23 protein-coding genes and 2 pseudogenes are annotated in these 25,606 nt (G+C 67.9%); 13 read left to right on the top strand and 12 right to left on the bottom strand.

Features of this window, described 5'->3' with window-relative positions; translation table 11 throughout:
• Window positions 1-105: 105 nt before the first annotated feature.
• Window positions 106-222: pseudogene (locus AC1DFC_RS05605) on the bottom strand (helix-turn-helix domain-containing protein); the annotation flags it as partial.
• 110 nt (window positions 223-332) lie between these two features.
• On the opposite strand from AC1DFC_RS05605, the gene AC1DFC_RS05600 reads away from it, so the two are divergent.
• The gene (locus AC1DFC_RS05600; RefSeq protein WP_007834628.1) at window positions 333-1,160 is read left to right on the top strand and encodes a DODA-type extradiol aromatic ring-opening family dioxygenase; all 828 of its coding nucleotides are present in this window, start codon (window positions 333-335) and stop codon (window positions 1,158-1,160) included.
• Between the two features lie 4 nt (window positions 1,161-1,164).
• Here AC1DFC_RS05600 and AC1DFC_RS05595 read toward each other — a convergent pair whose 3' ends face one another.
• Window positions 1,165-2,622, bottom strand: coding sequence for a glycosyltransferase family 2 protein (locus AC1DFC_RS05595; RefSeq protein WP_478178778.1), 1,458 nt, complete (start codon window positions 2,620-2,622; stop codon window positions 1,165-1,167).
• 137 nt (window positions 2,623-2,759) lie between these two features.
• On the opposite strand from AC1DFC_RS05595, the gene AC1DFC_RS05590 reads away from it, so the two are divergent.
• Together AC1DFC_RS05590 and AC1DFC_RS05585 are read left to right on the top strand one after the other, a co-directional pair.
• Window positions 2,760-3,320, top strand: coding sequence for a cytochrome b (locus AC1DFC_RS05590; RefSeq protein WP_478178777.1), 561 nt, complete (start codon window positions 2,760-2,762; stop codon window positions 3,318-3,320).
• Window positions 3,317-4,174 carry an alpha/beta fold hydrolase gene (locus AC1DFC_RS05585; RefSeq protein WP_478178776.1) on the top strand — a complete coding sequence of 286 codons (858 nt, stop codon included), beginning with the start codon at window positions 3,317-3,319 and terminating at the stop codon, window positions 4,172-4,174. The genes AC1DFC_RS05590 and AC1DFC_RS05585 overlap by 4 nt, the downstream gene beginning before the upstream one ends.
• 15 nt (window positions 4,175-4,189) lie before the next feature.
• Here the strand turns inward: AC1DFC_RS05585 and AC1DFC_RS05580 are convergent.
• Window positions 4,190-4,411 (bottom strand): annotated as a pseudogene (locus AC1DFC_RS05580) (tripartite tricarboxylate transporter substrate-binding protein); the annotation flags it as partial.
• On the opposite strand from AC1DFC_RS05580, the gene AC1DFC_RS05575 reads away from it, so the two are divergent.
• Window positions 4,389-4,517 carry a hypothetical protein gene (locus AC1DFC_RS05575; protein ID WP_413334232.1) on the top strand — a complete coding sequence of 43 codons (129 nt, stop codon included), beginning with the start codon at window positions 4,389-4,391 and terminating at the stop codon, window positions 4,515-4,517. The pseudogene AC1DFC_RS05580 and the gene AC1DFC_RS05575 overlap by 23 nt on opposite strands.
• On the opposite strand, the gene AC1DFC_RS05570 is transcribed toward AC1DFC_RS05575, so the two are convergent.
• Window positions 4,504-5,331, bottom strand: a complete 828-nt coding sequence (locus AC1DFC_RS05570) for an aldo/keto reductase (RefSeq protein WP_478178775.1) — start codon at window positions 5,329-5,331, stop codon at window positions 4,504-4,506. The two genes, AC1DFC_RS05575 and AC1DFC_RS05570, sit on opposite strands and share 14 nt — an antisense overlap.
• Before the next feature lie 194 nt (window positions 5,332-5,525).
• A complete protein-coding gene (locus AC1DFC_RS05565) occupies window positions 5,526-6,656 on the bottom strand; it encodes an ABC transporter substrate-binding protein (protein WP_007834667.1) in 1,131 nt (376 codons plus the stop codon).
• Window positions 6,657-6,772: 116 nt separating this feature from the next.
• Here AC1DFC_RS05565 and imuA point away from each other — a divergent pair, with 116 nt between their 5' ends.
• The 4 genes from imuA (at window position 6,773) to AC1DFC_RS05545 (ending at window position 13,255) form a co-directional block, all read left to right on the top strand.
• Complete coding sequence (imuA, locus tag AC1DFC_RS05560; RefSeq protein ID WP_007834669.1) at window positions 6,773-7,585, top strand: translesion DNA synthesis-associated protein ImuA; 813 nt, start codon at window positions 6,773-6,775, stop codon at window positions 7,583-7,585.
• Window positions 7,554-8,900 carry a Y-family DNA polymerase gene (locus AC1DFC_RS05555; protein WP_478178774.1) on the top strand — a complete coding sequence of 449 codons (1,347 nt, stop codon included), beginning with the start codon at window positions 7,554-7,556 and terminating at the stop codon, window positions 8,898-8,900. The genes imuA and AC1DFC_RS05555 overlap by 32 nt, the downstream gene beginning before the upstream one ends.
• Window positions 8,893-12,261 carry an error-prone DNA polymerase gene (locus tag AC1DFC_RS05550; protein WP_478178773.1) on the top strand — a complete coding sequence of 1,123 codons (3,369 nt, stop codon included), beginning with the start codon at window positions 8,893-8,895 and terminating at the stop codon, window positions 12,259-12,261. Before AC1DFC_RS05555 ends, AC1DFC_RS05550 begins: the two co-directional genes overlap by 8 nt.
• A gap of 73 nt (window positions 12,262-12,334) precedes the next feature.
• Window positions 12,335-13,255 (top strand): hypothetical protein, encoded by a 921-nt coding sequence (locus AC1DFC_RS05545; protein ID WP_413336151.1) that lies wholly within the window; start codon window positions 12,335-12,337, stop codon window positions 13,253-13,255.
• Between the two features lie 24 nt (window positions 13,256-13,279).
• Here the strand turns inward: AC1DFC_RS05545 and AC1DFC_RS05540 are convergent, their stop codons facing one another.
• From AC1DFC_RS05540 to AC1DFC_RS05530, 3 genes are all read right to left on the bottom strand, one after another.
• Entirely contained in the window at window positions 13,280-13,795 is a 516-nt protein-coding gene (locus AC1DFC_RS05540) for a 2'-5' RNA ligase family protein (RefSeq protein WP_413336153.1), read from the bottom strand.
• A gap of 12 nt (window positions 13,796-13,807) precedes the next feature.
• A complete protein-coding gene (locus tag AC1DFC_RS05535; RefSeq protein ID WP_413336155.1) occupies window positions 13,808-14,011 on the bottom strand; it encodes a hypothetical protein in 204 nt (67 codons plus the stop codon).
• Window positions 14,012-14,113: 102 nt separating this feature from the next.
• Window positions 14,114-15,391 carry an SGNH/GDSL hydrolase family protein gene (locus AC1DFC_RS05530; RefSeq protein WP_413336157.1) on the bottom strand — a complete coding sequence of 426 codons (1,278 nt, stop codon included), beginning with the start codon at window positions 15,389-15,391 and terminating at the stop codon, window positions 14,114-14,116.
• A 107-nt stretch (window positions 15,392-15,498) separates the two neighbouring features.
• On the opposite strand from AC1DFC_RS05530, the gene AC1DFC_RS05525 reads away from it, so the two are divergent.
• Window positions 15,499-16,491: a LysR family transcriptional regulator gene (locus AC1DFC_RS05525; RefSeq protein WP_413336159.1), complete on the top strand. Its 993-nt coding sequence runs from the start codon at window positions 15,499-15,501 to the stop codon at window positions 16,489-16,491.
• On the opposite strand, the gene AC1DFC_RS05520 is transcribed toward AC1DFC_RS05525, so the two are convergent.
• From AC1DFC_RS05520 to AC1DFC_RS05510, 3 genes are read right to left on the bottom strand one after another with little or no spacing between them, the layout of a single operon-like run.
• Window positions 16,467-16,751 carry a hypothetical protein gene (locus AC1DFC_RS05520; protein ID WP_007834682.1) on the bottom strand — a complete coding sequence of 95 codons (285 nt, stop codon included), beginning with the start codon at window positions 16,749-16,751 and terminating at the stop codon, window positions 16,467-16,469. The two genes, AC1DFC_RS05525 and AC1DFC_RS05520, sit on opposite strands and share 25 nt — an antisense overlap.
• Before the next feature lie 44 nt (window positions 16,752-16,795).
• Entirely contained in the window at window positions 16,796-18,322 is a 1,527-nt protein-coding gene (locus tag AC1DFC_RS05515; RefSeq protein WP_413336162.1) for an amidase, read from the bottom strand.
• An 8-nt stretch (window positions 18,323-18,330) separates the two neighbouring features.
• The gene (locus AC1DFC_RS05510; RefSeq protein ID WP_478178772.1) at window positions 18,331-19,314 is read right to left on the bottom strand and encodes a Bug family tripartite tricarboxylate transporter substrate binding protein; all 984 of its coding nucleotides are present in this window, start codon (window positions 19,312-19,314) and stop codon (window positions 18,331-18,333) included.
• A 138-nt stretch (window positions 19,315-19,452) separates the two neighbouring features.
• Between AC1DFC_RS05510 and AC1DFC_RS05505 the strand changes: the two genes are divergently transcribed.
• Window positions 19,453-20,364: a LysR family transcriptional regulator gene (locus AC1DFC_RS05505; protein WP_413312091.1), complete on the top strand. Its 912-nt coding sequence runs from the start codon at window positions 19,453-19,455 to the stop codon at window positions 20,362-20,364.
• A 158-nt stretch (window positions 20,365-20,522) separates the two neighbouring features.
• On the top strand, window positions 20,523-20,786 hold the full coding sequence (locus AC1DFC_RS05500) for an RNA-binding protein (RefSeq protein WP_193386558.1): 264 nt from the start codon (window positions 20,523-20,525) through the stop codon (window positions 20,784-20,786).
• Here AC1DFC_RS05500 and AC1DFC_RS05495 read toward each other — a convergent pair.
• Window positions 20,751-21,539, bottom strand: coding sequence for a response regulator (locus AC1DFC_RS05495; protein WP_413335688.1), 789 nt, complete (start codon window positions 21,537-21,539; stop codon window positions 20,751-20,753). The genes AC1DFC_RS05500 and AC1DFC_RS05495 overlap by 36 nt on opposite strands.
• Before the next feature lie 403 nt (window positions 21,540-21,942).
• Here AC1DFC_RS05495 and AC1DFC_RS05490 point away from each other — a divergent pair, with 403 nt between their 5' ends.
• Together AC1DFC_RS05490 and AC1DFC_RS05485 are read left to right on the top strand one after the other, a co-directional pair.
• The gene (locus AC1DFC_RS05490; protein ID WP_413335690.1) at window positions 21,943-25,191 is read left to right on the top strand and encodes an autotransporter outer membrane beta-barrel domain-containing protein; all 3,249 of its coding nucleotides are present in this window, start codon (window positions 21,943-21,945) and stop codon (window positions 25,189-25,191) included.
• A 106-nt stretch (window positions 25,192-25,297) separates the two neighbouring features.
• The gene (locus AC1DFC_RS05485) at window positions 25,298-25,606 is read left to right on the top strand and encodes a hypothetical protein (RefSeq protein ID WP_413312086.1); all 309 of its coding nucleotides are present in this window, start codon (window positions 25,298-25,300) and stop codon (window positions 25,604-25,606) included.

The raw sequence follows: 25,606 nt of genomic DNA, 5'->3' as shown, positions 1-25,606 counted from the left end.
ATCGAGCAGGTCGAGGGCGCGGTGGCTCTGCTCGTACCAGGCGGTGCCGGCCTCGGTCAGGCTCAGGTGACGGCTGGAGCGATGCAGCAGCCGCGCCCCGAGCGACTTCTCGAGCTGTGCCACGTGCTTGCTGGCCATCGGCGGCGACAGGCCCAGCCGCTCGGCCGCGGCCACGAAACTGCCGGCCTCCACCACTTCGCGGAACACACGCAGGCTGGTCATCCGGTCCATGGCAATCTTTCCTGTGGAGAACTGATTCGATGCATCGTAGCCTGTCGATTTCCTTGCAGGAAATGTCTACAGTCGATGCAAAGCCTTCAAGGAGCATCGACTTGACCCACGACAACGCCAGCGCTTCATCGCGCCTGCCCACCTACTTCATCTCGCACGGCGGCGGCCCCTGGCCCTGGATGAAAAAGGAAATGGGCCCGACCTACGACCAGCTCGCCGCCTCGCTGGCCGACATGCCGCGCCAGATAGGCCGCACGCCCAGCGCCATCCTGATGGTGTCGGCGCACTGGGAGGCGCCCGTCTTCACGGTGCAAGGCAACCCGAAGCCGCCGATGATCTACGACTACGGCGGCTTTCCGGCCCACACCTACGAAGTGCACTACGACTCGCCCGGTTCGCCCGAACTCGCGCAGCGCGTGCAGTCGCTGATCGCCGCGGCGGGCCTGCCGGTGCAGATCGACCCCGAGCGCGGCTACGACCACGGCATGTTCTCGCCGATGGCCGCGATGTACCCGAAGGCCGACGTGCCGGTGGTGCAGCTGTCGTTGCGCCGCGGGCTCGACCCTGCCGAGCACCTGGCGCTGGGCCGCGCGCTCGCGCCGCTGCGCGACGAGAACGTGCTGATCGTCGGCAGCGGCCTGAGCTATCACAACCTGCGCAACTTCGGGCCGCAGGCGCACGGCGTGTCGAAGGCTTTCGACGACTGGCTCGACGACGCGGTGGTGCAGGGCGCGCCGGCCGGGCGCAGCGCCCGACTGATCGACTGGGCTTCAGCCCCGGCGGCACGCATGGCGCATCCGCGCGAAGAGCACCTGATTCCACTCATGGTGGCCGTCGGTGCGGCAGAGGGCGAGGCCGGCGAGCGCGTGTACCACGAGGATGCCTTCATGGGCGGCCTGGTGGTGTCGAGCTTTCGTTTCGGCGCCTGAGGCTTCAGCCCCGCCGCACGCCCTCGGCATCCACCAGCCCGACGCGCGTCTGCCGGCCCCAGGTGCCGCGCCCGGTCAGGAACATCCACCAGCCCCAAGCCGCGCCCGTGTGGCGCAGTATCTGGAAGGTGAAGGGCTCGACCAGCGCGGCCAGGAAGGCCTGCACCATGTTGGCTTCGCTGCCGTGGCCTATCCAGCGCCGGTACAGGAACACCGACCACAGGTGGAAGACGAGGTCGAGCACGATCTTCGCGCCGATCACGCCGGCCACCGGCGCGAGCACGCCGAAGTTGCCGCGCACCAGATACACCAGCAGCAGCCCGAAGGCCGCAAGGCCGTAGAGCGGCTGCAGCGTGTCGATGGCCTTCACCGGCAGCATCGCAACGCCGAGCCAGCCATAGCGCCGGTCGCCAACCATGGCGCGGTACCAGAACTGCGTCTGCAGGAAGCCGCCGAACCAGCGGCGGCGCTGTCGCAGGAAGGCGCCCGTGCTGCTGGGCGCGTCGGTGTGGGCCTGCGCGTCGCCCAGCACGCGCACCTTCCATGGCAGGCCGTGGGCCTGGGCGTGGCGATGAAGGCGGTGGATGAGCTCGTAGTCTTCCACCAGGCAGTCCGTGTCGAAGCCGCCCACGGCGCGCACAGCGCCGGTTCGAAAGCCGGCGAAGGCGCCCGAGATCAGCAGCAGCCCGTTGACGCGCATCCACGCGTAGCGCGAGAGGAAGTTGCGGATGTACTCGTAGGTCTGGAACCACTGGAAGCAGCGCCCGGCCAGCGTGCGGCTGCACACCGGGATGATGACGCCGGTGGCGGCCACGAGGTTGGGCTCTTCGGAGAACGCCCGGCGCACGGCGCCGATGGCCTGGCTGTCGAGCAGCGTGTCGCCATCGACCGTGAGCACGGTGTCGGTGTCGATACACAGGATGGCCGCGTTCAGCGCGACCGCCTTGCCGCCATGCGGCAGGCGCAACCAGAAAAGAGAAGGATGTGTCGCGCTGGGCGCGCTCAACTCGCCCGGGGCCGGCGCGACGAGCCCGTAGCGCGTGGTCAGCAGCTCGGCCGTGCCGTCGGTCGAACCATCGTCGGCGATCACGATGCGGTCGGGCAGGTCGGCCTGGCCGAGCAGGGCGGCCAGCGTCACAGGCAGCACGGCGGCCTCGTTGTGCGAGGCGACGATCACGCCCAGCGTGTCGCGCCGGGTCGCGCTTGCGACAGCGGGCAGGGGGCGCGGCCGCAGGATCGGCAGCGTCATCCACGCCACGAACAGCAGCAGTACCGTGTCGTACAGCACATAGGCCACGCCCACCGACCATGCGGCGACGTTGCCGAACTTGAAGGCCATGGCGAAGAGCAGCGCCCACAGCACGAGCACGCCGCCGTGGATGAGCCAGCTTCGCAGCGGAGTATTGGGGGGCGACAGGCGCGGCGATGCGGCCGCGAAGGCGCGTTGGAGAGAATCGTTCAAGTGAAGGTGCCCCGGGGCGACAGTCGGTCGTTCGTCGATACGCAAAAACTCGGCCTGCGGTTTCGAAAATCCCGGGCAAAGCCGGGACAATCGCACGCGCCTTCGAATGAGTCGCCTCACGCCCGAAAATTCCCCGCATGCTCGCACAAACCCGCTACACCCGAACCGCCATCGTGCTGCACTGGCTGGTCGCGGTGCTCATGATCGCCAACATCGTCCTGATCCTGCTGGTCGACCATTACCCCGACGACTGGGTGCGCCCGGCCGTCGACACCCACAAGTCGATCGGCATCACCGTGCTGGGCCTCGTGATCCTGCGGCTCCTCTGGCGCGCCACGCATAAACCGCCACCCATGCCGGGCTCGTACGGTGCGCTCGAACGGTTCGCGGCGCATGCGGCCCATGGCGCGCTGTACCTGGTGATGGTTTTGCTGCCGCTGTCGGGCTGGATGCACGACTCGGCCTGGAAGGACGCGGCCACCCACCCGATGCAGCTCTTCGGCCTGTTCGCATGGCCGCGCATCGGCTGGATCATGGCCATCGAGCCGGCCGTGAAGGAAACCTGGCACACCGTGCTGGGCGGCGTGCACGCCTGGGCGGGCTATGTGCTGTACGTGCTCTTCGGGCTGCACGTGCTGGGTGCGCTCAAGCACCAGTTCCTCGATGGCGAGGCCGAACTCCAGCGGATGCTGCCATGACGACACCGCAGACCGGGGCACGCGACCTCATCACGCGCATCGACGCGCTCTCCACCCGCCACGACCCGGTGCACGAGGGCGTGCGCGTGCGCTGGCGCCGCTTCGGCACCGACGCGACGAAGCCCCCGCTGGTGCTGCTGCACGGCGGCCACGGTAGCTGGATGCATTGGCTGCGCAATGCCGAGGCGCTCTCGGCCGGCCGCACGCTCTGGCTGCCCGACATGCCGGGTTTCAACGAATCCGATGCGCTGCCGCGCGTGGCGCCGGGCGAAGACCCGCTGCAGCCGCTGCTGGCCGCGCTCGGTGGCACGCTCGACCAGCTCATCGGCGCGGGTACCGTCATCGACCTCGGCGGCTTCTCCTTCGGCGGTCTGACGGCCGCGCGCTTCGGGGCAGGGCGCGGCGCGGTGCGCCGGCTCGCGCTGATCGGCAGCGGCGGCCACGGCACGCTGCGGCGCATGACTGCGCAGATGATCAACTGGCGCGCCGCCCCCGACCGCGAGGCCGAGCGCGCCGCGCTGCTGCATAACCTGGCGGCGCTGATGCTGCACGATGCCGCAGCCATCGGCGAGCTGGCTTTCGCCATCCACGACATCTCCTGTCACGGCACGCGCTTTCGCAGCAAGGAGGTGTCGCAGTCGGGCGGACTGCAGCAGGCGATCGGCACCATGAGCGTGCCGACGCTGCTGCTGTGGGGTGAGTTCGACGTCACGGCCGATCCGCGCCCGCTGGTGGCGCAGCTCGCCGCCGAAGGCCCGGGGCGCGAAGGCGTGGTGATCGACGGCGCCGGGCATTGGGCGCAGTACGAGCGCGCCGACGAGGTCAACGCGCGGCTGCTGGAATTCTTCCGCTGAGCCTTGCCGCAGCCGTTATTGCTGCTGCTTCACCAGCCCCAGCTTGCGGATGATGTCGCCCCACTGGTCGTATGTTGCGCGCGTCAGGTCGGCCAGCTGCTTCGGGCTCGACGACTCGGCCTCGTACGCACCCCGCCGGAAGAACTCGCGCGTGGCCGGCATCGCCAGCACTTGCGCCAGCGCGGCGTTGAGCTTCTCGACCACCGGCGCCGGCATGCGCGCCGGGCCGTGGAAGCCCGGCGAGGGCTACGGCATGAGTCCCGCGAAGTTCGCCGAGTTCTTCCGCGCACAGTACGACGCCTTCGGCGCCACGGTGCGCGAGCACAACGTCAAGTTCGAATAGAGGCGGCCTCGCGCTGCCAGAAGGCCGCGTCGGGAAAACTGCCCGTGCCGGCTGCCGCGTTGTCGGCCATGTGCTCGCGGCGGCTGGTGCCCGGTATGGCGCAGGTCACGGCCGGATGGCTCAGCACGAACTTCAGCAGCACCTGCGCCCAGCTCGTGCAGCCGATCTCGCCGGCCCACGCGGGCAGGGGCCGGTCGCGCAGCCGGCGCAGCAGTCCGCCGCCGCCGAAAGGCATGTTGACGATCACCGCCACGCCGCGCTCGGCGGCCAGCGGCAGCAGGCGCTGCTCGGCCTCGCGCGCGTCGAGCGAGTAGTTGATCTGCAGGAAGTCGAGCTTCTCGGCCTTCAGCACCGCTTCGACCTCGCCGTAGGCCGAGGCGGTGTAGTGCGTGATGCCGATGTAGCGCACGCGGCCCTGTTCCTTCCAGCCGCGCAGCGTGGCGAGGTGCGTGCGCCAGTCGACGAGGTTGTGCACCTGCATCAGGTCCATGCGCTGCGTGCGCAGCCGCGCGAAGGACTGCTCCATCTGCGCGATGCCGGCCTCGCGGCCCGAGGTCCAGACCTTGGTGGCGAGAAAGACCTTGCCTTGCAGCTTCGACACGGCCAGCAGTTCGCCGGTGCTTTCCTCGGAGCGGCCGTACATCGGCGAGCTGTCGATCACCGTGCCGCCGGCCGCGAACAGGGCGTCGAGCACGCCGGGCAGGCGCGCGTATTCCTCGCTGCCGGGGCGCTGGTCGAAGCCGATCCAGGTGCCGCAGCCGATCACGGGCAGGGCCTCCTGGGTGGAGGGGATGGGGCGGGTGTTCATCTTCATCGCAGGCCTGCCTTGTTGCTGGGCGAAGGAGGGGAGCGCGGCGCCAGCGCAAAGTGCGACGCTCGCACGCAGCAGCCGGGCGCGCGTGAAAGCGGGGAGGTGGGGCTCGTTCGTGAAAGGCGTCGTCACGGACGAAATTCTGCGCCGACAGGTTTCGGCTTGGAACCTGTCGGGGCCAGCGGCAGGCAGGGCCCTCAGCGCAGGTAGCGCCCGTCGGCCTTCAGCATCGACAGCTCGGAGAAGGTGAGGCCGCGGTGCTCGCCGGGCCGGTACGACACCGCAATGCCGCCGATGTCGAGCGTCTTGAACGACTCGAGGCCCTTCTGCAGCGATTCCGGCGTCGGGTTCGCCCCGGCGCGTTTCAGGCCTTCGACCATGACCTTCGCCGCGACATAGCCCTCGAGGCTGGCATAGCCGAACTCGGTCGCGCCGATCTTCTTCATGGCCGCCTGGTACTCGGCAATCACCGGCATTGCGCTGTTCCACGGATAGGGCACGACCTGCGAGATGACCACCCCGGCAGCGTCCTTCTTGATGTCCTGGAACAGCTTCTGCCCGTTCAGGAAGGAGAACGAGTAGAAGGCCGTCTCGCCGCCCGTCGCGCGGTAGGCCGTGATGAACTTCGCCGCCACCTCGTTGGTGGCTGCCAGCACCACCGCCTTGGGCTTGAGCTTGGCCAGCTCGGCGGCGCGCTCGGCGGCGTCGGAGCCGTCGTTCTTGATCGCCACGCTGCCGGCCATCTTCTCGCCGCGCTCGGCAATGAACTTCTGCGTGCTTTCCAGCGCCGACCGTGCGCCCGGGTTGTCGTTGTGGGCGAAGGCGATGCGCGAGAGGCCGATCGTGTAGAGGTGGTTCACGATGCGGCTGTATTCCTCGTCGAAGCTGATGCGCACCGGGAAGCCGTATTCGGTGGGCTTCACCACCGGGCCAGAACCCGAGTAGGGCCCGACGATGGGAACCTTGAGTTCGTTGGCCGCCTTGATCGCGCCGATCGACGACGAAGTGCCGATGGGCATCAGCACGCCGATGGCGCCGTCCTTCACGAAGGTCTTGACGTTCTCGGCGCCCTTGGCGGGGTCGTAGGCGTCGTCGAGCTGGCGCAGCTCGACCGGCCGGCCGTTGATGCCGCCGTTCGCGTTCACCGCGGCGAACATGGCACGGATGCCGAGCAGGGGCTCGGGCGACAGGGACGCCAGCGGCCCCGTCTGCACGTAGGTCTGGCCGATCAGGAGCGGCTTGGTCTGCGCCTGCACCGCAGACGGAAGCCCCAGGACAGTGGAGAGAGCGACGAAGGCCGAAGCCAGCAGATGAATCTTTTTGTGCATGTTGGTAACTTAGTGTTAGCGACCCCATCTTAAGGCGATGGCCCTGCGAGGTAAATCGGGTCTTTGGTTGCGGCCTGGAGAGTACTGTATAAAAATACAGTTAACAGTCTTCACCCATGGGCCTCCCTTTCCTCGACTCCTTTTCCGCTGCCGCGGGCCGCGGCGTCTGGCATGCCGACGAACTCGGCCTGGCCGACGCGCAGGTCACCGCCACCGGCCACGCCGCGCTCGATGCGCAGCTGCCGGGCGGCGGCTGGCCGGTGGGCGCGATGACGGAACTGCTGCAGGGCGCACCCGAGGCCCATGTCTGGCGGCTGCTGCTGCCCGCGCTGGCGCAGGCGGTGCAGGCGCGCGGCGGGCCGGTGGTGCTGGTCGGCGCGCCTTATGAACCCTGCGGGCCGTCGCTCGCGGCGCAGGGGCTGCCGGTGGAAGCGCTGATGTGGGTCAGGAGCGAGGCTCCGGCCGCGCGGCTGTGGGCCTGCGAGCAGGCGCTGCGCTGCGCGGACATCGCCGCCGTCGTGGCCTGGCTGCCGCAGGCGCGGGTGGGCGAATTGCGGCGGTTGCAGCTGGCGGCCGCGCAGCACGAGGTGCTGCTGTTCGTGTGCCGGCCCGAATCGGCCGCGCGGTCGGCCTCGCCGGCGCGGCTGCGCATCCGCGCCGGGCGCTGCGAATCGGATGCGTCGCAGATCGAGCTGCACATCCTCAAGCGCCGCGGCCCGCCGCTGGCCGCGCCGGTGATGCTGCCGGCGCGCAACGAACGCATGGCCGCGCTGCTGGCCGCCGCCCGGCTGCGGCGCAAGTTGCGGTTGCAGCAGTCGGGCACGGTGCCGGCCGGCGAGACGGCAGCGTCTTCGGCGACCGTGGTGCGCATCGACGCGTGGAAAGGAGGAGGCCCGGATGCACTGGATCGCCTTGCAGTGGTTGCCTGACGCCGACACGCCCGACGCTCCCACGCTGCCCACGCCCGAATCGCTGGGCTGGTGGGCGCTGCAGTACACCCCGCACGTCGCCTGGCAGGACGAAGCGCTGATGCTTGAAGTCTCCGCCTGCGAGCGCCTGTGGGGCGGGCGGCTGCAGCTGATGCGCCAGTTGCTGGCCGCCAACCCCGCGCCCGATGTGCGCATGCTGGGCGCGCAGGGCGCCACGAGCCTGATCGCGCTGGCGCGGCTGCGCCTGTTCGAGCGCGACGAGAACAGGCCCCAGGACATTCCGGCCGGCCTGCCGCTCGACACCCTGAGCGCCGCGCGTGAGCACCTCGACCTGCTCGCGCGCCTGGGCTGCCGCACCTGGGGCGATGTGGCGGCACTGCCGCGCGGCGGCCTCACGCGGCGCTTCGGCACTGGCTTGCGCGAGGCGCTCGACGCCGCCTGGGGCCTGCGCCCCGAAAGCCATGCCTGGCTCACGCTGCCCGACGTGTTCGAGCAGAAGCTCGAGCTGCCCGCGCTGGCCGAGACCGCGCCCGAACTCATGTGGTCGGCCAACCGGCTGCTGTCGGCCCTGCAGATCTGGCTGCGCGCCCGCCAGCGCGGTGCGCGCGCGCTCGAGCTGCAGTGGACGCTCGACCTCAAGCGCTTCAACGGCGTGAACCTGCCGCCGCACCAGCAGGTCACCGTGCGCACGGCCGAGCCCACGCAGGACATGGCGCACCTGCGCCGCCTGCTGTCGGAAAAGCTCGCCCTCACCACGCTGGCCGCGCCCGCGAGCTGGCTCAGGCTGCGCACGCTCGAAACCGATCCGTGGGCCGGCGCCAGCACCAGCTTCCTGCCCGAGGACAACCGCAAGGGCGACAGGCTGCACGAGATGGTCGAGCGGCTCAGCGTGCGGCTCGGAGCGCAGCAGGTGGTAGTGCCGGCGGCGCAGGCCGATCACCGGCCCGAGCGCAAGCAGGCATGGCGCCCCGCGCTGCAGAAGGAGAACGCGCCCGCCAAGGCCCGCAAGGACGAAAAAACCGCAGCCTCGCAGCCCGATGCCATCTATCCGCCGTGGCTGTTGTCCGAGCCGCTGCTGCTCGAGATGGACGGCGAGCGCCCGTGCTACCGCGGCCCGCTGAGCAGGCTGATCGGGCCGCAGCGTGTCGAGGCCGGCTGGTGGGGCGACAAGGAAGACGGCGGCCAGCCCGCCATGCGCGACTACTACGTCGCCGAAAGCCCCGAAGCCGGCCTGGTGTGGATCTTCCGCGAGCGGCCCTCCGCCCGTTTTTCGTCCGGCGAGGTGCGCTGGTACCTGCAGGGGTTCTATGCCTGACCTGAGCGGCAAGCAACTGCGTGGACGCAACTCGGCGAAGGTGCATGCGCTGCCCTTGCCGCTGCGCGGGAAGCCCACATTCACGCTGCCCGACTACGCCGAGCTGCATTGCCTCACCCACTTCAGCTTCCAGCGCGGCGCCTCGACGCCGGAGGAAATGGTTGAGCGCGCCTACCAGCTCGGCTACACGGCCTTGGCCATCACCGACGAATGCTCGGTGGCGGGCATCGTGCGCGCGCATGTGGCCCTGCGCGACCTGCCTGCGAAGCTGGACGAGTACGAGCGCGAACATCCCGATGAGCCGCCGATTCCGCGCAATCCCGGTTTCCGCCTGCTGTTCGGCAGCGAGTTCCAGTTCGAGCGCTTCAGGCTCGTGGTGATCGCGAACGGCACCGAAGGCTGGGGCAATCTCTGCGAGTTCATCACCGCCGCGCGCAACACCGAACTGCCCAAGGGCGAGTACCGCGTGAGCTGGGAAGGCAGCGACGTGGCCTCGCTGCGGGACTGCCAGGTTCTTTTCGTACCGCAGCGCAACCCCGGCGGCGCGATGGACACGGCGACGCTGCACGAAGACCTGTCGGCCGCCAGGGCGCTGTATGGCGCGAATCTCTGGCTGGCCGTGGAGCTGTTCAACGAACTCGACGACGACCTCTGGTTCGTCACGCTGATGCAGGCGGGCGAAGAGGCCGGCGTGCCGCTGGTGGCGGCCGGCGACGTGCACATGCATGCGCGTTCGTGCAAGCCGCTGCACGACGTGCTGACGGCCGTGCGCGAAGGCCGGACCGTGGCCGAATGCGGCTTTGCGCTGCAGCCGAATGCCGAACGGCACCTGCGCCCGCGCATGCGGCTGGCCGATCTCTACCTGCCGCTGATGCTGGCGAACACGCTGGTGGTGGCCGGTCGGTGCAGCTTCGATCCCGAGGTGATCCGCGAAAACTACAAGTACCCGCTGGAAAGCGTGGGCAGCCATGAAACACCGGCGCAGACGCTGGTGCGAAAGACGTGGGAGGGCGCGCAGGTCCGCTATCCCCAGGGCGTTCCCGACGTGGTGCGGGCGCAGGTGCAGAAAGAGCTCGACCTGATCCTCGAACTCGAATACGAGATGTTCTTCCTCACCGTGGAAGACATCGTGCGCTTCGCGCGCTCGGAGCACATCCTCTGCCAGGGGCGCGGGTCGTCGGCCAATTCCGCAGTCTGCTATTGCCTGGGCATCACCGCGATCAACCCCGAGAAGGGCCACCTGCTGTTCGAGCGCTTCCTGAGTCGCCACCGCCGCGAGCCGCCCGACATCGACGTCGACTTCGAGCACCAGCGGCGCGAAGAGGTCATCCAGTACATCTACAGGAAGTACGGTCGCGAGCGCGCCGCCATCGCGGCCGTCGTCATCTGCTACCGCTCGCGCAGCGCGTTGCGCGATGTGGGCAAGGCCATCGGCATCGACGAGCGGCTGATCGACGAGTTCGCGAAAGACCACTACTGGTTCGACGACACCGTGCTCGGCGAGCAGCTGCGCCAGGCGGCCGCACGCGTGGGCGTGGAGGAAGACGAACTCAAGCTGGTGCAATGGATCGAGATGACGCAGCGGCTCAAGGGCTTTCCGCGCCACCTGAGCCAGCACGTGGGCGGCTTCGTGCTCACGCATACGAAGCTCACGCGGCTGGTGCCGGTCGAGAAGGCCTCGATGAAAGACCGCTCCGTCATCCAGTGGGAGAAGGACGACCTCGAAGCCATGGGCATGCTCAAGGTCGACGTGCTCGCGCTCGGCATGCTCAGCGCGATCCGCAGGGGACTCGACCACATGAACCGCTGGCGCAACTCGGCGATCGAGATGCATCACATCCCCAACGACGACCAGAATGTGTTCGACATGATCTGCGATGCCGACACCATCGGCGTGTTCCAGATCGAGAGCCGGGCGCAGATGTCGATGCTGCCGCGCCTGAAGCCGCGCACTTATGAAGACCTCGTGATCGAGGTCGCCATCGTGCGGCCGGGGCCGATACAGGGCGGCATGGTGCATCCGTATCTCAAGCAGCGGGAGCGGAAGCGCAACGAGCTGCCCATCCACTACGAGAAAGAAGAGCTTCGCCCCGCGCTGGAGCGCACGCTGGGCATCCCGATCTTCCAGGAGCAGGTGATGCAGATCGCGATGATCGCGGCCAAGTTCACTGCCGACGAGGCCGATCAATTGCGCCGCGCCATGGCCGCGTGGAAGCGCAAGGGCGGCCTGGGCAAGTTTCACGACAAGCTCGTGGATGGCATGGTCGATAACGGCTACAAGGCCAGCTTCGCCGAAGCCATCTTCAAGCAGGTCATGGGCTTCGGCGACTACGGTTTCCCCGAAAGCCACGCCGCCAGCTTCGCGCTGCTGGTCACGATCAGCAGCTGGCTCAAGAACTACGAGCCGGCCTGCTTCCTCGCGGCATTGCTCGATTCGCAGCCGATGGGCTTCTACAGCCCCTCGCAGCTCGTGCAGGACGCGCGGCGCCATGGCGTGGAAGTGCGTCCGGTCGACGTCACGAAGAGCGAGATGGACACCACGCTCGAAGCCCGCGCGCTCGATGCGCCGCGCATGCCGACGGGCACCGATGCGCGCTACGCCGATCGCCTGGGCAACGAGAACCAGCCCGCGGTGCGGCTCGGCCTGAAACGGATCTCGAGCCTCAGCGAGCAGGGCGCCAAGCGACTGCTCGAGGCGCGTGCGCAGGCGCCTTTCACCAGCACCGAAGACCTTGCCCTGCGCGCTGAACTCGATGGCAAGGACATGGCCGCGCTGGCCGCGGCCGATGCACTGATGTCGCTCTCGGGCCATCGGCGCCAGCAGGTGTGGGACGCCACCGCCACCCGTGGCATGGGGAGCCGCGCCCCGGCCCTGCTCAAGGGCGTGCCGATCCACGAACAGGCGCTGCTGCTGCCGGCCGCGCCGGAGGGCGAGGAGATCGTCGGCGACTATGCGGCGCTCGGCCTCACGCTGCGCCGCCATCCGCTCGCGCTGCTGCGCCCGCGCCTCGCGCGCATGAAGCTCATGAGCGCGGAGCAACTGCGTGCGCAGCCCAGCGGCCAGACCGTGCGCGCCTGCGGCATCGTCAAGGGGCGCCAGCGGCCCGGAACCGCCAACGGCACCATCTTCGTCACGCTGGAGGACGAGACCGGCAACGTCAACGTGATCGTCTGGAGCCATGTCATCGAAGCCTGGCGCGAGCCGCTGCTGAAGTCGCACCTGCTCGCGGTGCAGGGCACATGGCAGCGCGACGACGACAGCGGCGGCAAGGTGCAGCACCTGATCGCCACCGGTTTCAAGGACCTGACGCCGCTCATGGGCCGGCTCGCGCAGAGCAACACCAGCCGCGACTTCCATTGACGGGCAAGGGCGAATGCAACCGATCGTTCCATGCCTCGCGCACCCCTCGACTTTTCGCTAACCTGTTTCTCCCATGTCCGCACTCGCTCTTGACTCCGTCGTCGACACGCCGATCGGCCCACCGCCGCCCGCGCCCGACGTGCCCATACCCGTGCCGCCGCCACCGCCGCCCGGACTTCCGCCCGAGGGCGATCCGCCACCCGCGGAGCCGCCGTTCACCGATCCCGGTTTTCCGCCACCCGTGGTGGAGCCTCCGCCGCCCATACAGAGAACCGGCGAGGTGCCGTTCGGAAAACTGCATGCGCGGCGGCTGCGCGAGATCTACCGATCCGCGGGGTGGCCCTGCTGCGATGCCATCGAGGTCGAACTGCTGGCGGGCGGTTATCTGGAGCGCGTGCGCACGCCGCACGGCCACGAGACGCTGCGCGTGACCGACGCCGGCATTGCGCGCATCGCCACCACGCTCACCATCAACCGCGCGGCGCTGTCGCCGCACGAGGCATTGGTCGAACGCGTGGCGCGCGAGATGACGCGCGGCGGCCGCGTCGCGTGGCGCGGCCTCGGCCTGCGGGCTCGTCTGCCGCCGCTGGAAGAGGGCGGCAAGCCGCGCTGGTGCGTTGCGCGGCCCGATGTGTTCTCGATCCGCAATACCAGCGTCGAGGCCTATGCGCACCCCATCGTGCACGAGGTGAAGGTGAGCCGCGCCGACCTGCTGGGCGACCTGCGCAAGCCCGACAAGCGCGCGGCCTACCTCGACCTGGGCGGCGAGTGCTGGTACGTGCTGGGCAACGACGCGAAAGGCCGCTGCATCGCCACGCCCGAGGAGGTGCCGGCCGAGTGCGGCGTGATGGTGCTCGAGGGCGATCGCCTCGTGGTGGCACGCGCGGCCGTGCATCGCGCGTTCGATCGCATTCCGTTTGCGGTGTGGCTTGCGCTGGCCAAGGCGCAGCCGGTCGAGGGCTTCGAGGACGACGCGCAGGACATGCTGATCTGAGCCGTTTCCGTTTCCTTGCGCAGTTCAGTGCAGGGGATAGGAGCCCAGCAGCTCGTGGCGGAACGGGGACGTGAAATGCGAGCGCACCAGGCGGAACTCGGTCGCCGTCCAGCGGATCGGGGTCCGCAATGTGGGCCCTGCGGCATGCTCCGAGTGCCGTGCGATCGTGATGTGCGGTGTCCACACGTGAACCAGAAGGGGAAAGCCGGCCCGCAGCAGCACGTGGGTGATGTCGCGCTGAAGGCGTCGCAATCCTTCGTGCTCGGACAACTGCATCACCGAGACATTGTTCGACCAGGTGCATGAGCGGTCGAGCGTGAGCTCCAGCGGCTGCATGGACACTTCGGCGAGCGCGGCACGCAGCCGTTGCTCGGCGTCTTCCCGCTGGTCGTCGAGGTACTGAAGCGTCAGGTGCAGGCGTTCCTGGGGCGGAAAGGAGCAGCCGCGGGGCCACAACCAGTCCTTGCGGTGAGTCTCGATGTCGACCTGGACTTCCCTGGTGGGAAAAAGCCCGATGAGAAGCTGTCTGCGAGCAGCCATTGCGCACCTCCATCAGGATTCGGATGGCCACCAATTCTCGGCCGTCGTGCGGATCACGCGCGCCGCCTGGACGCGAATGTCGTCCCTGTCGCGGGCTACCTTGAAGGGCCAGGTCGAAATCCGGCCAGCGGGAGAGCGGGAGCGGGCCTGCAACGGGTGCAGCCGGGAGAAAAAAAGAACCTGCGCAGAGGGCGCAGGCGGATTGGCGGTGGTCATGGTCGTCGCCTTGAAGTTGTTCTCGGAGACGACGAATTCTAGGGAAATACTGTGTTTGTGTACAGTATGTTTCCGGGCTTGCAAGCCCTGAGGAAGGCTGCTCTAAGGCTGGACGGGTGCGCCGAGCAGGGCGTCCAGGTCGATGGCCGCCGCCATCGCCTTGTAGCCGGCATCGCCCGGATGCAGGTGGTCGCCCGAGTCCATTGCCGCCTTCAACCGCGAGGGGCGGGCCGGGTCGCGCAGCAGCGCATCGAAGTCGACTACCGCGTCGAACACCTTGCTCTCGCGAATCCAGCGGTTCACGGCCTGGCGCACCTTGTCCTTGTCGGGCGAGTAGTGGCCTTCGAGCGGCGTGCCTTCCAGCGCGCGCTCGGTCGGCGCGATGGTGCCGGCCGTGATGCGCACGTTGTGGGCATGGGCCATCTCGACCAGTTGCCGCAGGCCCTGGATGACGGCTTGCGCGCTCACCGCGGGCTCGTCCGGTGCGAAGGGGCCGCCGGGCCAGCCGATGTCGTTGGTGCCCAGCAGCACGACCATGGCGCGCACGCCGGGCTGGCTGAACACGTCGCGGCCCGCGCGCTCCAGGCCGGCACGGCCCATGCCGTCCTTCAGCAGGCGGCCGCCGGAGATGCCGGCGTTCAGCACCGCGACGTTGCGGCCCGCCAGCCGCTCGGCCAGCGCGTCGGGCCAGCGGGTGTTGGCGCCGGGCGTGGAGCCGTTGCCGTCGGTCAGCGAATCGCCGAGGGTGACGACGGTGATGGGTGGCTGCTGCGTCTCGACCATGAGGCCGCTCACGTAGACGCGGGTGCTCCACGCGGTGGCCCTGGCAGGCAGGTGCTGCGCCGCGCTCAGGTCGCCGTCGGCCACGTAGGCTGTCTGGCGTGCATCGAAATGAAAGCCCGCGGGCTGGCTGGGCTGCGGCAGGTAGAGCGACACGGCCACCTCGGCGAGTGCAGGCAGGGCAATGTCCACCGGGTCGCTGACCAGCCGCGCGCCGGGCGGGATGGTGACTTCGGTCTGCCCGCCGAAGCGCAGCGGCCGGTCGCTGCCTTCGACGACCGCCGAGCCCTCGGCATGCCGCGCCAAGCGCGCCGCGCCGATGTGCAGCGGTGTGGTGCCGCCTTCGTTGCTGATCGCCACGCGCAGCCGCGAGCCACCGATGCTCAGCCGCGCCACCTGCCGCAGGGTCTGCCGGTTGAACTGGAACGGCAGGCCGGTGGGCAGCACGAAGTCGCCGCTCCAGATCGGCTGCGTGCTGGACATCCAGCTGGGGCTCCAGTGCGCGGCGGCCGGTTCGGCCACCGAGCCGGCAGCCATGCCGGCCAGGGTGAGTGCGAGGGCGCCGTGGCGCAGGATCGATGCGAATTTCGGGGTTGTCATGGGAGTCCTTCGATGAGCGGTGAAGCCAGGACTCGACTTTCTTTCATGCGCATCCGGATGGGTAGACGGCAGAATGGCATGCAGACCATTCCATATTTGAATACACCATGGACACCTTGCGCGCCCTCGAAGCCTTCGTGCACAGCGTGGAGCTGGGCAGCCTCTCGGGCGCGGCCCGCGCGCTCGGCACCACGCAGCCGACCGTCAGCAAGCTGGTCGCGGGACTGGAACGCTCGCTCGGGGTGCGCCTGCTGCGGCGCACGGCGGCCGGCCTGAGCCTGACGGAGGAGGGGCAGCGCTTTCACGAGCGCGCACGGCGCATGCTGGAGGACTACGGCGACGCGGTGTCCGATGCACGCGAAGGCATCCAGCAGCCGCGCGGCCTGCTGCGCATGAGCGCGCCGGTGACGATGGGGCAGCGGCATCTCAATGCAATGGCGCTGGAGTTCCTGGGCCTGTATCCGGACATCGAACTGGAGCTGGTGCTCGACGACCGCTTCGTCGATCCGCTGGAGGAGCGCATCGACGTGTCGCTGCGCGTCGGCGGCGCCTTGCCGCCCGACCTCGTTGCCCGCCACCTGGGCACGTGGCCGCGCGTGCTGGTCGCCTCGCCCGAGTACATCGCGGCGCGCGGCAGGCCGCGCAAGCCGCAGGACCTGCTGGCGCACGACTACCTGCGCTATGCGTCAGGCGACGACGGCGTGCTGCTGCAAGGCCCTGAAGGCTCCGTCACGGTGCCGGTGCGCAGCCGCTACCGTGTGAACAACGCGGTGGCTTTGCTCGACAGCGTGCTCGGCGGCGCAGGCATTTCGCTGCAGCCCACCTGGATGGTGGCCGACCTGCTCGCGCAAGGCCGGCTGGTGCGCGTGCTGGGCCGGCACACCGGGCCGCCGCAGGAGGCGCACCTGCTGTATGCCCCGCGTCGCCAACTGCCGCTGCGGGTGCACGTGCTGGTGGACTTTCTGTCGGAGCGGGTGGCGAAGCTGCCGGGCGCCTCCCGCGCGGCTGTTTCGTCTGCTGGGTTCAGTGGCAGCCGCAGGCCGGCTCCCGAGCCGTTGCAAAAGAAGACGGCAGGTCAGTCGAGGCGGATCTCGAAGTAGGCCTCGTCGGCTTCGCCCAGCGCACGGAAGCCCGCGGTCTTCGCGGCTTCGTAGGCCTTGGCCCAGGTGGCGGCCAGTGCGAGTTCGTCCTTGGTGAGTTCGTCGGCGCTGGACTCGCTGGCGTTCTCGAATGCCTTCAGCGCAGGTTCGACGCCGTCGCCCAGCAGCTTGTCGAGTTCACGGCGAAAGCGCGACTCCGCGGTGGCGATGACGTCGGCCGGGGCGTCGGGAAAGTCGACCAGTTTCACGGTGTAGCTCATGGCCGGATGCTACGTGATGTGGGTGCAGGGAGCGGCCCCTTCGCTCAGACGACCGACACAGCGGCGGCCCCCGCGGCGCGGTTGTCGAAGATCGGCGGCGTCTTGACGATCGACGTGAGCGCGGGTACGGCCGCGCGCAGCGAGGCCAGGTCGGGGCGCGGACGGCGCAGCTGCGCATCCGGGGAGAACGCCGCCTCCATGGCATGCGCCGCACCCAGCACCTGATGGTCGGCCCTGAACCCGCCCACGATCTGCAGCCCGAACGGCATGCCTGCGTGGTCGAGGCCGCAGGGCAGCGAAATCGCCGGGTGCGTCGTCAGCGTGACCACGTAGGTCAGCGCGAGCCAGCGGTAGTAATTGGCCTGCGTCTCGCCATTGATGGTGTCGGCGTACAGCTGTGTCCACGGGAAGGGCGAGACCGGCGTGGTCGGCGACAGCACCAGGTCGTAGTCGGCGAAGGTCGCCTGGAAGCGCTTCAGGAGCCGGGTCTGCTCGGCCTGCGCCCAGGCGCTGTCGAGCAGGCTCATGCGTGCGCCCATCTCGTAGTTGGCGCGCGGGTTGGGGCCCAGGCTGTTCGGGTCGCGCTCGTAGGCTGCCTGCATGCCCGCCACGAAGGCCTCGGCGCGCAGCACGTCGAAGCAGCGATGCGCTTCGCCCATGTCGAACTCGACCTTGTCGCAGCGGCGAAACAGGTGCCGCATGGCCTCGATCTTCCGGCGGAAGGTGGCGCGGATGCCGTCGTCCACCGCGCAGGTGCCGAAGTCCTCGGTCCACGCCACGCGCAGGTTGGCCAGGTCGACGCGCTCCGGCACGAGAAATGACTGCGGGTCCAGTGGATAGCTCAGCGGGTCGCCGGCGTTCGCGCCCGCGGACGCCGCCAGTTGCAGGCAGGCGTCTTCCACCGTGCGGCCCATCGGGCCGACCACCGAGATCGGCGTCCAGCCCAGCGGCTTGCGCACGCTCGGCACGATGCCCGGCGAGGGACGGAAGCCCACCACGCCGCACTTGGCTGCTGGAATGCGCAGCGAGCCGCCGGTGTCGGAGCCCGTGCACACGGGCAGCATGTCGCAGGCCAGAGCGGCCGCCGAGCCGCCGGACGAGCCGCCGGCATTCAGGTTCGGGTTGAAGGGGTTGCCGGTGGCACCCCACACGTCATTGCGCGAGTTGGCGCCCGCGCCCATCTCGGGCACGTTGGTCTTGCCCGCCACGATGGCGCCCGCGCGGCGCAGCCGGGCCACGAGCTCGATGTCTTCCGTCGGCACGTGGTCGCGGTAGATCGCCGAGCCCCAGGTCGTGAGCAGGCCCTCGGTGGGCTCCAGGTCTTTCACGCCAAGCGGCAGGCCATGCAGCAGGCCGAGCGTGTCGCCGCGCAGGACGGCGCTTTCCGCCGCCTTGGCCTCGGCGCGCGCGCGCTCGAAGCAGGTGGCGGTCACCGCGTTGACGAAGGGGTTCACGCGCTCGATCCGCGCGATGCACGCCTCCAGCAGTTCGACGGGCGAGACCGCCTTGCTGCCGATGAGGCGGCGGAGTTCGACGGCGGACTTCTCGACGAGCTCCGTGCCGGTGTTCATGTGATTCATCAGTCGGCAGTGATGTTGGCGCGCGCCGCAACCGCGCGCATCAGGGGCAATTCACGGGTGATCAGCTCGCTCGCCGCGGCGGCGTTGCTGTAGGTCGGCTCCAGGCCCTGGCCCAGCAGCTTGGTGCGCGTGTCGGGGTCGGCGATGGTCACGGCCAGCGCCTTCTCGAGCTTGGCCTTGACGTCGGCGGGCAGGCCCTTCGGCCCCGCCACCATCAGCCACGAGTCCATGTCGATGCCGGCGTAGCCGCTCTCGGCGAAGGTGGGCACGTCGGGCAGCAGCGCGGAACGCTTCGCGGTGGTCAGTGCAATGGCCTTGATCTTGCCGCTCTTGAGCTGGGGGATTGCCGCGCTCACGGTATCGATGCTGAACGGGATCTGGCCGCCCATCAGGTCGGTCATTGCGGGGGCGCTGCCCTTGTAGGGCACGTGCGTCATCTTCAGGCCGGTCGCATGCAGCATGGTCTCGCCGGCGAACTGGGCGGTCGTTCCGGTGCCGTAGGAGCCGTACGAGTATTTGCCCGGCGAGGCCTTCACGTAATCGACGAACTGCTTCACCGTCTGCACCGGCACCTCGCTGTTGGCCAGCAGGATCAGCGCGACGCGCCCCGCGATGCCGATCGGCTCGAAGCTCTTCACGGGGTCGTAGGGCAGGTTGGAGCGGATCGCCGGGTTGACGGTGAATGTGGAGCCCGAGCTGATCAGCAGCGTGTAGCCGTCGGGGGCCGCTTTCGCCACATAGCTTGCGCCGACGACCGTGCCTGCGCCCGCGCGGTTCTCGATGACGACGGGCTGGCTGAGCTCCTTGCCGAGCCGCTGCGCGATCACCCGGCCGTTGACGTCCGTCGCGCCGCCGGGCGGGAAGGGAATCACCAGCGTGATGGGGCGCGACGGGAAACCCGTGTCCGCGGCGATGGCGGCCAGCGGTGCAAGACCAAGGCAGGACAGCAGCGCCGTGCCGACCATGAGCGGGAGACGGTTCATCGGGATACTCCTGGAGCTGGGGGGATGAGTTCATCCTAGGAGCGGCGGGGCGCTGCTACAAGCGCAATGTTTAGAATTGTCGATTGCCGATTCGGCAATCGATGCAGGCCGCTTGTGGCCGCACCAACCGGGAAATCCATGGCAATTCGCGCCTTGCAGGAAACCGCGGTCCGGTACTTTCTAGAGGTTGTGAAGACCGGTTCCGTGAAGGACGCCGCGCTCAAGCTCAACGTCGCGCCCTCGGCGGTCAGCCGGCAAGTGGCACGGCTGGAGCGCGAACTCGACACGCTCCTGTTCGAGCGCCACGCGCGCGGCATGGTGCCCAACGCGGCCGGCGAGATGCTGGCCGCGCACGCCAAGCGGGCGCAGCAGGACATCGAGCGGGTCACCAACGACATCGCCGGCCTGCGCGGCCTGCGCAGCGGGCATGTGCGCGTGGCGAGCACGGAGGGTTTTGCCTTCGACTTCATCCCGACGCTGATCGCGCAGTTCCGGCAAAAGCACGAGGGCATCCGCTTTCACCTCGAGGTCTGTTCGCTGGGCGACATTTCCAGGCGCGTGCGCGACGGCGAAGCCGACGTGGGCATCACCTTGAGCGCTGTGCCCGAGCCCGGTATCGAGATCGAACTGCGGCACCCCAGCCCCATCCTGGCCGTGATGGCGAGGGATCACCCCCTGGCGATGCAGCGGCAATTGTCGCTGCGCCAGGTGGTGGCGTACCCGCTGGGGTTGCCACAGGAAGACAGCTCGATCCGGCGCCTGCTCGACGCCAGCTGCATCCGGCAGGGTTTGCGCTATGAGCAGGCCATGTCCAGCAACCATGCGAGTGCGCTGCTGAGTTTTGCGGCGGCCGGCGGCAGCGTTGCTTTCTATGGCGCGCTGTCGATGCGAACGCTGTTGCGGAGCAAGGCGCTGGTCGCCATTCCGCTCAAGGACCGCGAGATGAACGAGCGCCACCTCGAGATCGAGACCATGGCGGGGCGCTCGCTGCCCGATGCCGGGAAAGCCTTTGTGCGGTTTTTGGTCGAGGCCGTGAAAGCCTCCGGCTGATCCGGCCGCCCAGCAAGGACCGCCCCACGCGAATCGCGTGCGGACCTCCTATAAATACGGGATGCCTGGAGAGGCTCCTTTCGGGTCAACTCGGACACTTGCAAGCATGCGAAAGCGAAGCAATGCCGAGACGGACCATCCACAGCGCGACCATCACCTTGAAACTGCCATTCGACCTGGACGCCAGCGAAGAGGTCACTGCCCTTCGGGCTGCCGGCATTCCCGTTGACGCGCAGGGCAATGCAGAACGGGGCTTTCTCTTCGTCAGGTTCGGCGAAGAAAGGGGAAAGCAGACCAACATCTTTCGGTGGTTTGCCGGTGGGGTGGGGCCAGACCGTAGCGATGTCCGCACTGCTTCTCGATCCCGCGAACACAGTGCCGCGCGTTCAGGCGACGTGCTCAATGGCTGGATGCCCAACTAGCTTCGCGTCCAGGTCGGGTGGTCGAATAACCCCGCCTTCGCCGCTGGGGTCGAACATATACCCGACGCCCCACACCGTCAGGATGTAAGAGGACGGTCCGTTCTGCAATAGCTTTCGAAGCCGGGAGACTTGCACATCCAGGCTGCGCTCGAAAGCGCCGAGTTCGCGGCCACGCGCTACCTGAGCGAGTTTTTCCCGCGAAAGCGGCTGCCCCGCATGGCGGACCAGCACCTTGAGTATCGCGATCTGAACGGTTGTGATGCCCAGGATTAGCCCGTCCCTGCGAAGCGTGCGCGTGCCCAGGTTGAATTCGAATGGACCAAACCGGACCACCTCGTTTCTGCTCGAAGGACCGCCCGGCTCCTCCCTCGGAGGGCTGCGCCGCAGAATTGCCTGGATACGCGCTCGTATTTCCCTGGGATTGAATGGTTTGCGGACATAGTCGTCCGCGCCCATCATCAATCCCGCAATTCGATCGGTATCTTGCGCCTGCGCACTGAGAATGATGATGGGAACCCGGATGCCATTGGCTCGCAGCCGCTGGCAGATCGAAAAGCCGTCCTCGTCCGGCAGCAGCAGGTCGAGCACGATGAGGTCAATCGCGCGGCGATGCAGGATCGACGAGAGCGATGCACCGTTCTCGGCCTCGAATACCTCGAATCCCTCTTGCGAAAGATAGCTGCCTAGCAATTGCCGCACGCGGGGGTCGTCATCAACTATTGCGATCGCGTCGGCTCGGTGGGCTATCGTCATGGAAGCAAACTTTGTTAAATGAGAATCTCGCTCGTCTCGGCGGTTTTGCGGGGTTATAGGGCTGCACCAGTTGATTGATCAAATCCATCAATTTGGCCGAAGGGCGATTTGCGGAGCGAAAAAGCAGCCCCTCCGGACCCCGTTGTTTTCAATTGACACGATAAATGAAATTCAGTCTCTCATATTTCAATGTAATCCTGAGATCGATTCAGGATGCAATAAAAACGAACGTGAATAAATTGGCGTTTGTACGAGGAATGCATAATTCGGGCTGAGGCGAAAGCTCCAATTACGATTGTTTGTATTTAGAGTCCGCGGCTCGCACAGGGAGGCATGGAGCACCGGAAATACCGGCGCCCGCGCCCGCAGTTCTTGCGGAGCGCATTGCCAGGACAGACAGGTTATGAACCGGATTTTTCGCGTCATCTGGAACGACGCACTCGCCCTTTGGACCGTCGCTTCCGAATTGGGACGTGGCCACGCAAGATCTACCTCAGCCACGCAGGGCGTGGCCCTGCTAGCCGCCACTTTGCTGGCGGCTGCTTCCTTGCCCGCCTCCGCCGCATGTACGACGGACACGAATGCCAATGCAGTCAATTGCACGGGAAACCAGGGCACGACGGTAGGTACGGGCGCGGCGACCACGCCGGGCGTCTCGGTCACGGTCACGTCGGGCGCGACGGTCGATACAGGCAACAGCTCGGGCATCAGCGTCGGCGACCAGGCTGCCATCGTGATCCAGAACGGCGGGATCGTTCAGAACAATGCCGCCAGCGGCGGCGCATCGCCTTACCCGGGCATCGGTGCGAACACGATCGAGGTCAACAACAACAGCACGATCACCATCGATGCAGGGGGCTCCGTCGCCGCCAGCGGCTCAGGTGGCAACTCCGAAGCCATCAACCCCCTGGGCAGCGGAAACATCATCACCAACAACGGCGCGATCAGCTCTGCCCATACCGCGATCTGGTTCCAGGCGAACAGCGGTTCCAACACCGTCGTGAACACCGGCAGCATCGTCGCTGGTGCCGGCACGAACTCGACCACGACGACCGTCATCGGCGCCAGCGGCACGATGGCGGTCGATTTCACCAACAAGGGCAGCCTCGTCGGCTCGCTCGCCTTCGCTGGCGGCAGCGACGTGCTGCGCTGGTACACGGGAGCCACGATCACCGGCAACATCAGCGGTGGCGCGGGCGCCGACCTGCTCACGCTCAACAGCGACAACGGCGCGAGCGACACTTTCGCGCCGCGGTCTCTTACCGGATTCGAAACGCTGGTCAACAACAGCGGCACCTGGAAATTCAATGTCGCGCTGGCACCAGCGGGCATCACGAGCACCACGGTCCTGGGGGGAACGCTGATCCTTGGCGCCGACAACAGCGCCTATGCAGGCAGCATGACCGTGGGCTCGGGCGGCGTGCTGCAGAGCAGCGCGCAGTTCGCGCCGGCGACGATCACCGACAACGGACTCGTGCGCTTTGCCCAGCCCGACAACGCAACCTACAGCGGCCTGTTGAGCGGCACGGGCGGCATCGAGAAGACCGGCACGGGCACGCTCACGCTGATCGGGGACCAGACCTTCACGGGCCTCACCACTGTTTCCGCGGGAACGCTGCAGCTCGGCAACGGCGGCACCACGGGCAGCATCGTGGGCAACATCCTGAACAACGCGACGCTGGCCATCAACCGCTCGAACGCGCTCACGCTGTCGGGCACGATCAGCGGCACCGGCTCGCTCGTGAAAGAGGGCGCCGGCGCCACGACGCTGACCGCAGCCAACAGCTACAGCGGGGGCACCGCGCTCAAGCAGGGCCGATTGAACGTCGGCAACAGCCTGGCGCTGGGCACCGGCGCGCTGGCAATGGACAACGGCACCACGCTCGGCTTTGCCGCCGACGGCCTGAACCTCGCCAACGCCATCGTGCTGACCGGCAGCGACGACCCGGTGATCGACACCGGCAGCTTCAGCGCAGCGCTCAGCGGCAACATCAGCGGCAGCGGCTTCATCACCAAGCTGGGCAGCGGCACCCTCACGCTCTCGGGCGCCAACAGCTACACCGGCGCGACCGACGTGGCCGAAGGCACCCTGAGGGCAGGCGCAAGCGGCACCTTCAGTGCGGCCTCGGCACACACGGTGGAAAGCGGTGCCACGCTCGACCTCGCGGGCTTCAGCCAGACGGTGGCCTCGCTCGCCAACAGCGGCACCGTCTCGCTGGTGGGCACCGCACCGGGCACCACGCTCACCGTCACCGGCGCCTATGCCGGCAACAACGGCGTGCTGCGGCTGGGCACTTTCCTGGGCGACAGCAACAGCGTGAGCGACCGGCTGGTGCTGGACGGCGCGAGCGCCTCGGCCAGCGGCCGCACCAGCGTGCAGATCACGCAACTTGGTGGCCTGGGCGCACTGACCACGGGCAACGGCATCGAGGTGATCTCGGCGCGCAACGGTGCCACCACCACCGCGCAGACCACGAAGGACGCCTTCTCTCTCGCAGGCGGGCACGTCGATGCGGGCGCCTACGAGTACCGCTTGCATGCCGCCGACGCGAGCGGTGCCGGCGAGAATTGGTACCTGCGCTCGACCACCACGGCGACGGTATCGACGGCAACGCCAGCGACAGGCGCGGGTGTCTCGACCGGCGGCACCGGCACTACAGGCCCCATCACCGTGCAAGTGCCAACCTATCGCGCCGAAGTCCCGCTGCTGTCCGCGTTGCCCAGCCAGGTGCGCCAGATGGACCTGGCCATGATCGGCAACCTGCACCAGCGCATCGGCGACGACGACGTCAAGGCCGGCGGCCCCGCATCGACCGGCACCGAGCGCCGTGCCTGGGGCCGTGTGATCGCCACCGACATCGACATCCGCCAGCAGGGCACCGTCAGCCCGCACAGCAAGGGCAACGTCAAGGGCTTCCAGGCCGGCACCGACCTCTTCGCCACCTCGAACTGGCGTGCCGGTGTGTACGTCGGCCAACTCGACGGCCGCGTCAGGGTCAACGGCTTCGCCAGCGGCATCGCCAACCTGGCCGTCGGTTCCAACGACCTGCGCAGCCAGTACCTGGGCGCCTACGGCACCTGGACCGCCGATTCGGGCTTCTATGCCGATGCCGTGCTGCAGGCTGGGCGGCACCGCTACACCATCGAGCCGTTGTCGACCTCGCGCGGCGCGGGCAAGGGCGACAGCCTGATGGCGTCCATCGAAGTGGGCCAGGCCTTCGCGCTAGGCGAGAGCGGCTGGAAGATCGAGCCGCAGCTCCAGCTGATCCACCAGCACCTTGGCCTGGACAACATCGCGATCTCCGGTGCGAACGTGCGGCAGGACAGTAACGACGGCTGGATTGCGCGCATCGGCGTGCGCCTGAAGGGCGAGATGGCCACGGCGCTCGGCACGCTGCAACCGTACGGCCGCTTCAACCTCTACAAGGCGAGCAGTGGTGCCGACGTGGTCCGCTTCGTCGGACCCGCCGCCACGACCGACGTCACGGGCCGCACCGGTTCCACCGTCAGCGAGCTGGCCGGTGGCCTCACCCTGGCGCTGAATCAGACGACCAGCATCTACGGCGAAGTCGGCAAGCTGTGGGCCTCGGGTGGCGCGACGGATGTGAAGACTTCCCTGCAAGGCTCGCTCGGGCTGCGCATGAAGTGGTGAGAGCGCGCCGCGCCATGAACCAGTTCTTGGCGCGGTGCGGTCTTGCGCCGGCAGTCGAGAAGAAGCCCGGCCAGGACAAGAATTCAAAGGTACCTGCCAGCCCCCTATGAAGCCGGACATCGATCTTCCTTGGACTCCTTTCAGCTTCGATGGTGTAGCAACCTGGTTGTGTCCCAGTCTGTGGGACGAGACGAAGCACGTCCCCTTCAGGGGGGCGTTATTCGTTCTTTCCTACAGCGCATCAACCATTTTCTTTTTCTCGGTAGTGATGGTTCCCGTCGGGTTGCTTGTTTCCGTTCCGTTGATGACGACGCTCGCGATCGCACTCATCCCCGGGACGTGGTTTGGTATCGCGATGGGTTTGCTTTCTGGGTGGCATTTCAGAAGAAAAGTGCATAAATCCAGGCAGCCATAG

It is taken from the genome of Variovorax sp. 10L421, from assembly GCF_056395365.1.
The sequence above is the reverse complement of the archived record's forward strand: the minus strand, read 5'-3'. Positions and strand labels throughout refer to the sequence as shown.

Bases quoted from the DNA above. Each gene is read 5' to 3' on its own strand.
- AC1DFC_RS05590 (WP_478178777.1), top strand. From the start codon at position 2,760: ATGCTCGCACAAACCCGCTACACCCGAACCGCCATCGTGCTGCACTGG.
- AC1DFC_RS05585 (WP_478178776.1), top strand. From the start codon at position 3,317: ATGACGACACCGCAGACCGGGGCACGCGACCTCATCACGCGCATCGAC.
- AC1DFC_RS05575 (WP_413334232.1), top strand. From the start codon at position 4,389: ATGCGCGCCGGGCCGTGGAAGCCCGGCGAGGGCTACGGCATGAGTCCC.
- AC1DFC_RS05570 (WP_478178775.1), bottom strand. From the start codon at position 5,331: ATGAAGATGAACACCCGCCCCATCCCCTCCACCCAGGAGGCCCTGCCC.
- AC1DFC_RS05565 (WP_007834667.1), bottom strand. From the start codon at position 6,656: ATGCACAAAAAGATTCATCTGCTGGCTTCGGCCTTCGTCGCTCTCTCC.
- imuA (WP_007834669.1), top strand. From the start codon at position 6,773: ATGGGCCTCCCTTTCCTCGACTCCTTTTCCGCTGCCGCGGGCCGCGGC.
- AC1DFC_RS05555 (WP_478178774.1), top strand. From the start codon at position 7,554: ATGCACTGGATCGCCTTGCAGTGGTTGCCTGACGCCGACACGCCCGAC.
- AC1DFC_RS05550 (WP_478178773.1), top strand. From the start codon at position 8,893: ATGCCTGACCTGAGCGGCAAGCAACTGCGTGGACGCAACTCGGCGAAG.
- AC1DFC_RS05545 (WP_413336151.1), top strand. From the start codon at position 12,335: ATGTCCGCACTCGCTCTTGACTCCGTCGTCGACACGCCGATCGGCCCA.
- AC1DFC_RS05540 (WP_413336153.1), bottom strand. From the start codon at position 13,795: ATGGCTGCTCGCAGACAGCTTCTCATCGGGCTTTTTCCCACCAGGGAA.
- AC1DFC_RS05535 (WP_413336155.1), bottom strand. From the start codon at position 14,011: ATGACCACCGCCAATCCGCCTGCGCCCTCTGCGCAGGTTCTTTTTTTC.
- AC1DFC_RS05530 (WP_413336157.1), bottom strand. From the start codon at position 15,391: ATGACAACCCCGAAATTCGCATCGATCCTGCGCCACGGCGCCCTCGCA.
- AC1DFC_RS05525 (WP_413336159.1), top strand. From the start codon at position 15,499: ATGGACACCTTGCGCGCCCTCGAAGCCTTCGTGCACAGCGTGGAGCTG.
- AC1DFC_RS05520 (WP_007834682.1), bottom strand. From the start codon at position 16,751: ATGAGCTACACCGTGAAACTGGTCGACTTTCCCGACGCCCCGGCCGAC.
- AC1DFC_RS05515 (WP_413336162.1), bottom strand. From the start codon at position 18,322: ATGAACACCGGCACGGAGCTCGTCGAGAAGTCCGCCGTCGAACTCCGC.
- AC1DFC_RS05510 (WP_478178772.1), bottom strand. From the start codon at position 19,314: ATGAACCGTCTCCCGCTCATGGTCGGCACGGCGCTGCTGTCCTGCCTT.
- AC1DFC_RS05505 (WP_413312091.1), top strand. From the start codon at position 19,453: ATGGCAATTCGCGCCTTGCAGGAAACCGCGGTCCGGTACTTTCTAGAG.
- AC1DFC_RS05495 (WP_413335688.1), bottom strand. From the start codon at position 21,539: ATGACGATAGCCCACCGAGCCGACGCGATCGCAATAGTTGATGACGAC.
- AC1DFC_RS05490 (WP_413335690.1), top strand. From the start codon at position 21,943: ATGAACCGGATTTTTCGCGTCATCTGGAACGACGCACTCGCCCTTTGG.
- AC1DFC_RS05485 (WP_413312086.1), top strand. From the start codon at position 25,298: ATGAAGCCGGACATCGATCTTCCTTGGACTCCTTTCAGCTTCGATGGT.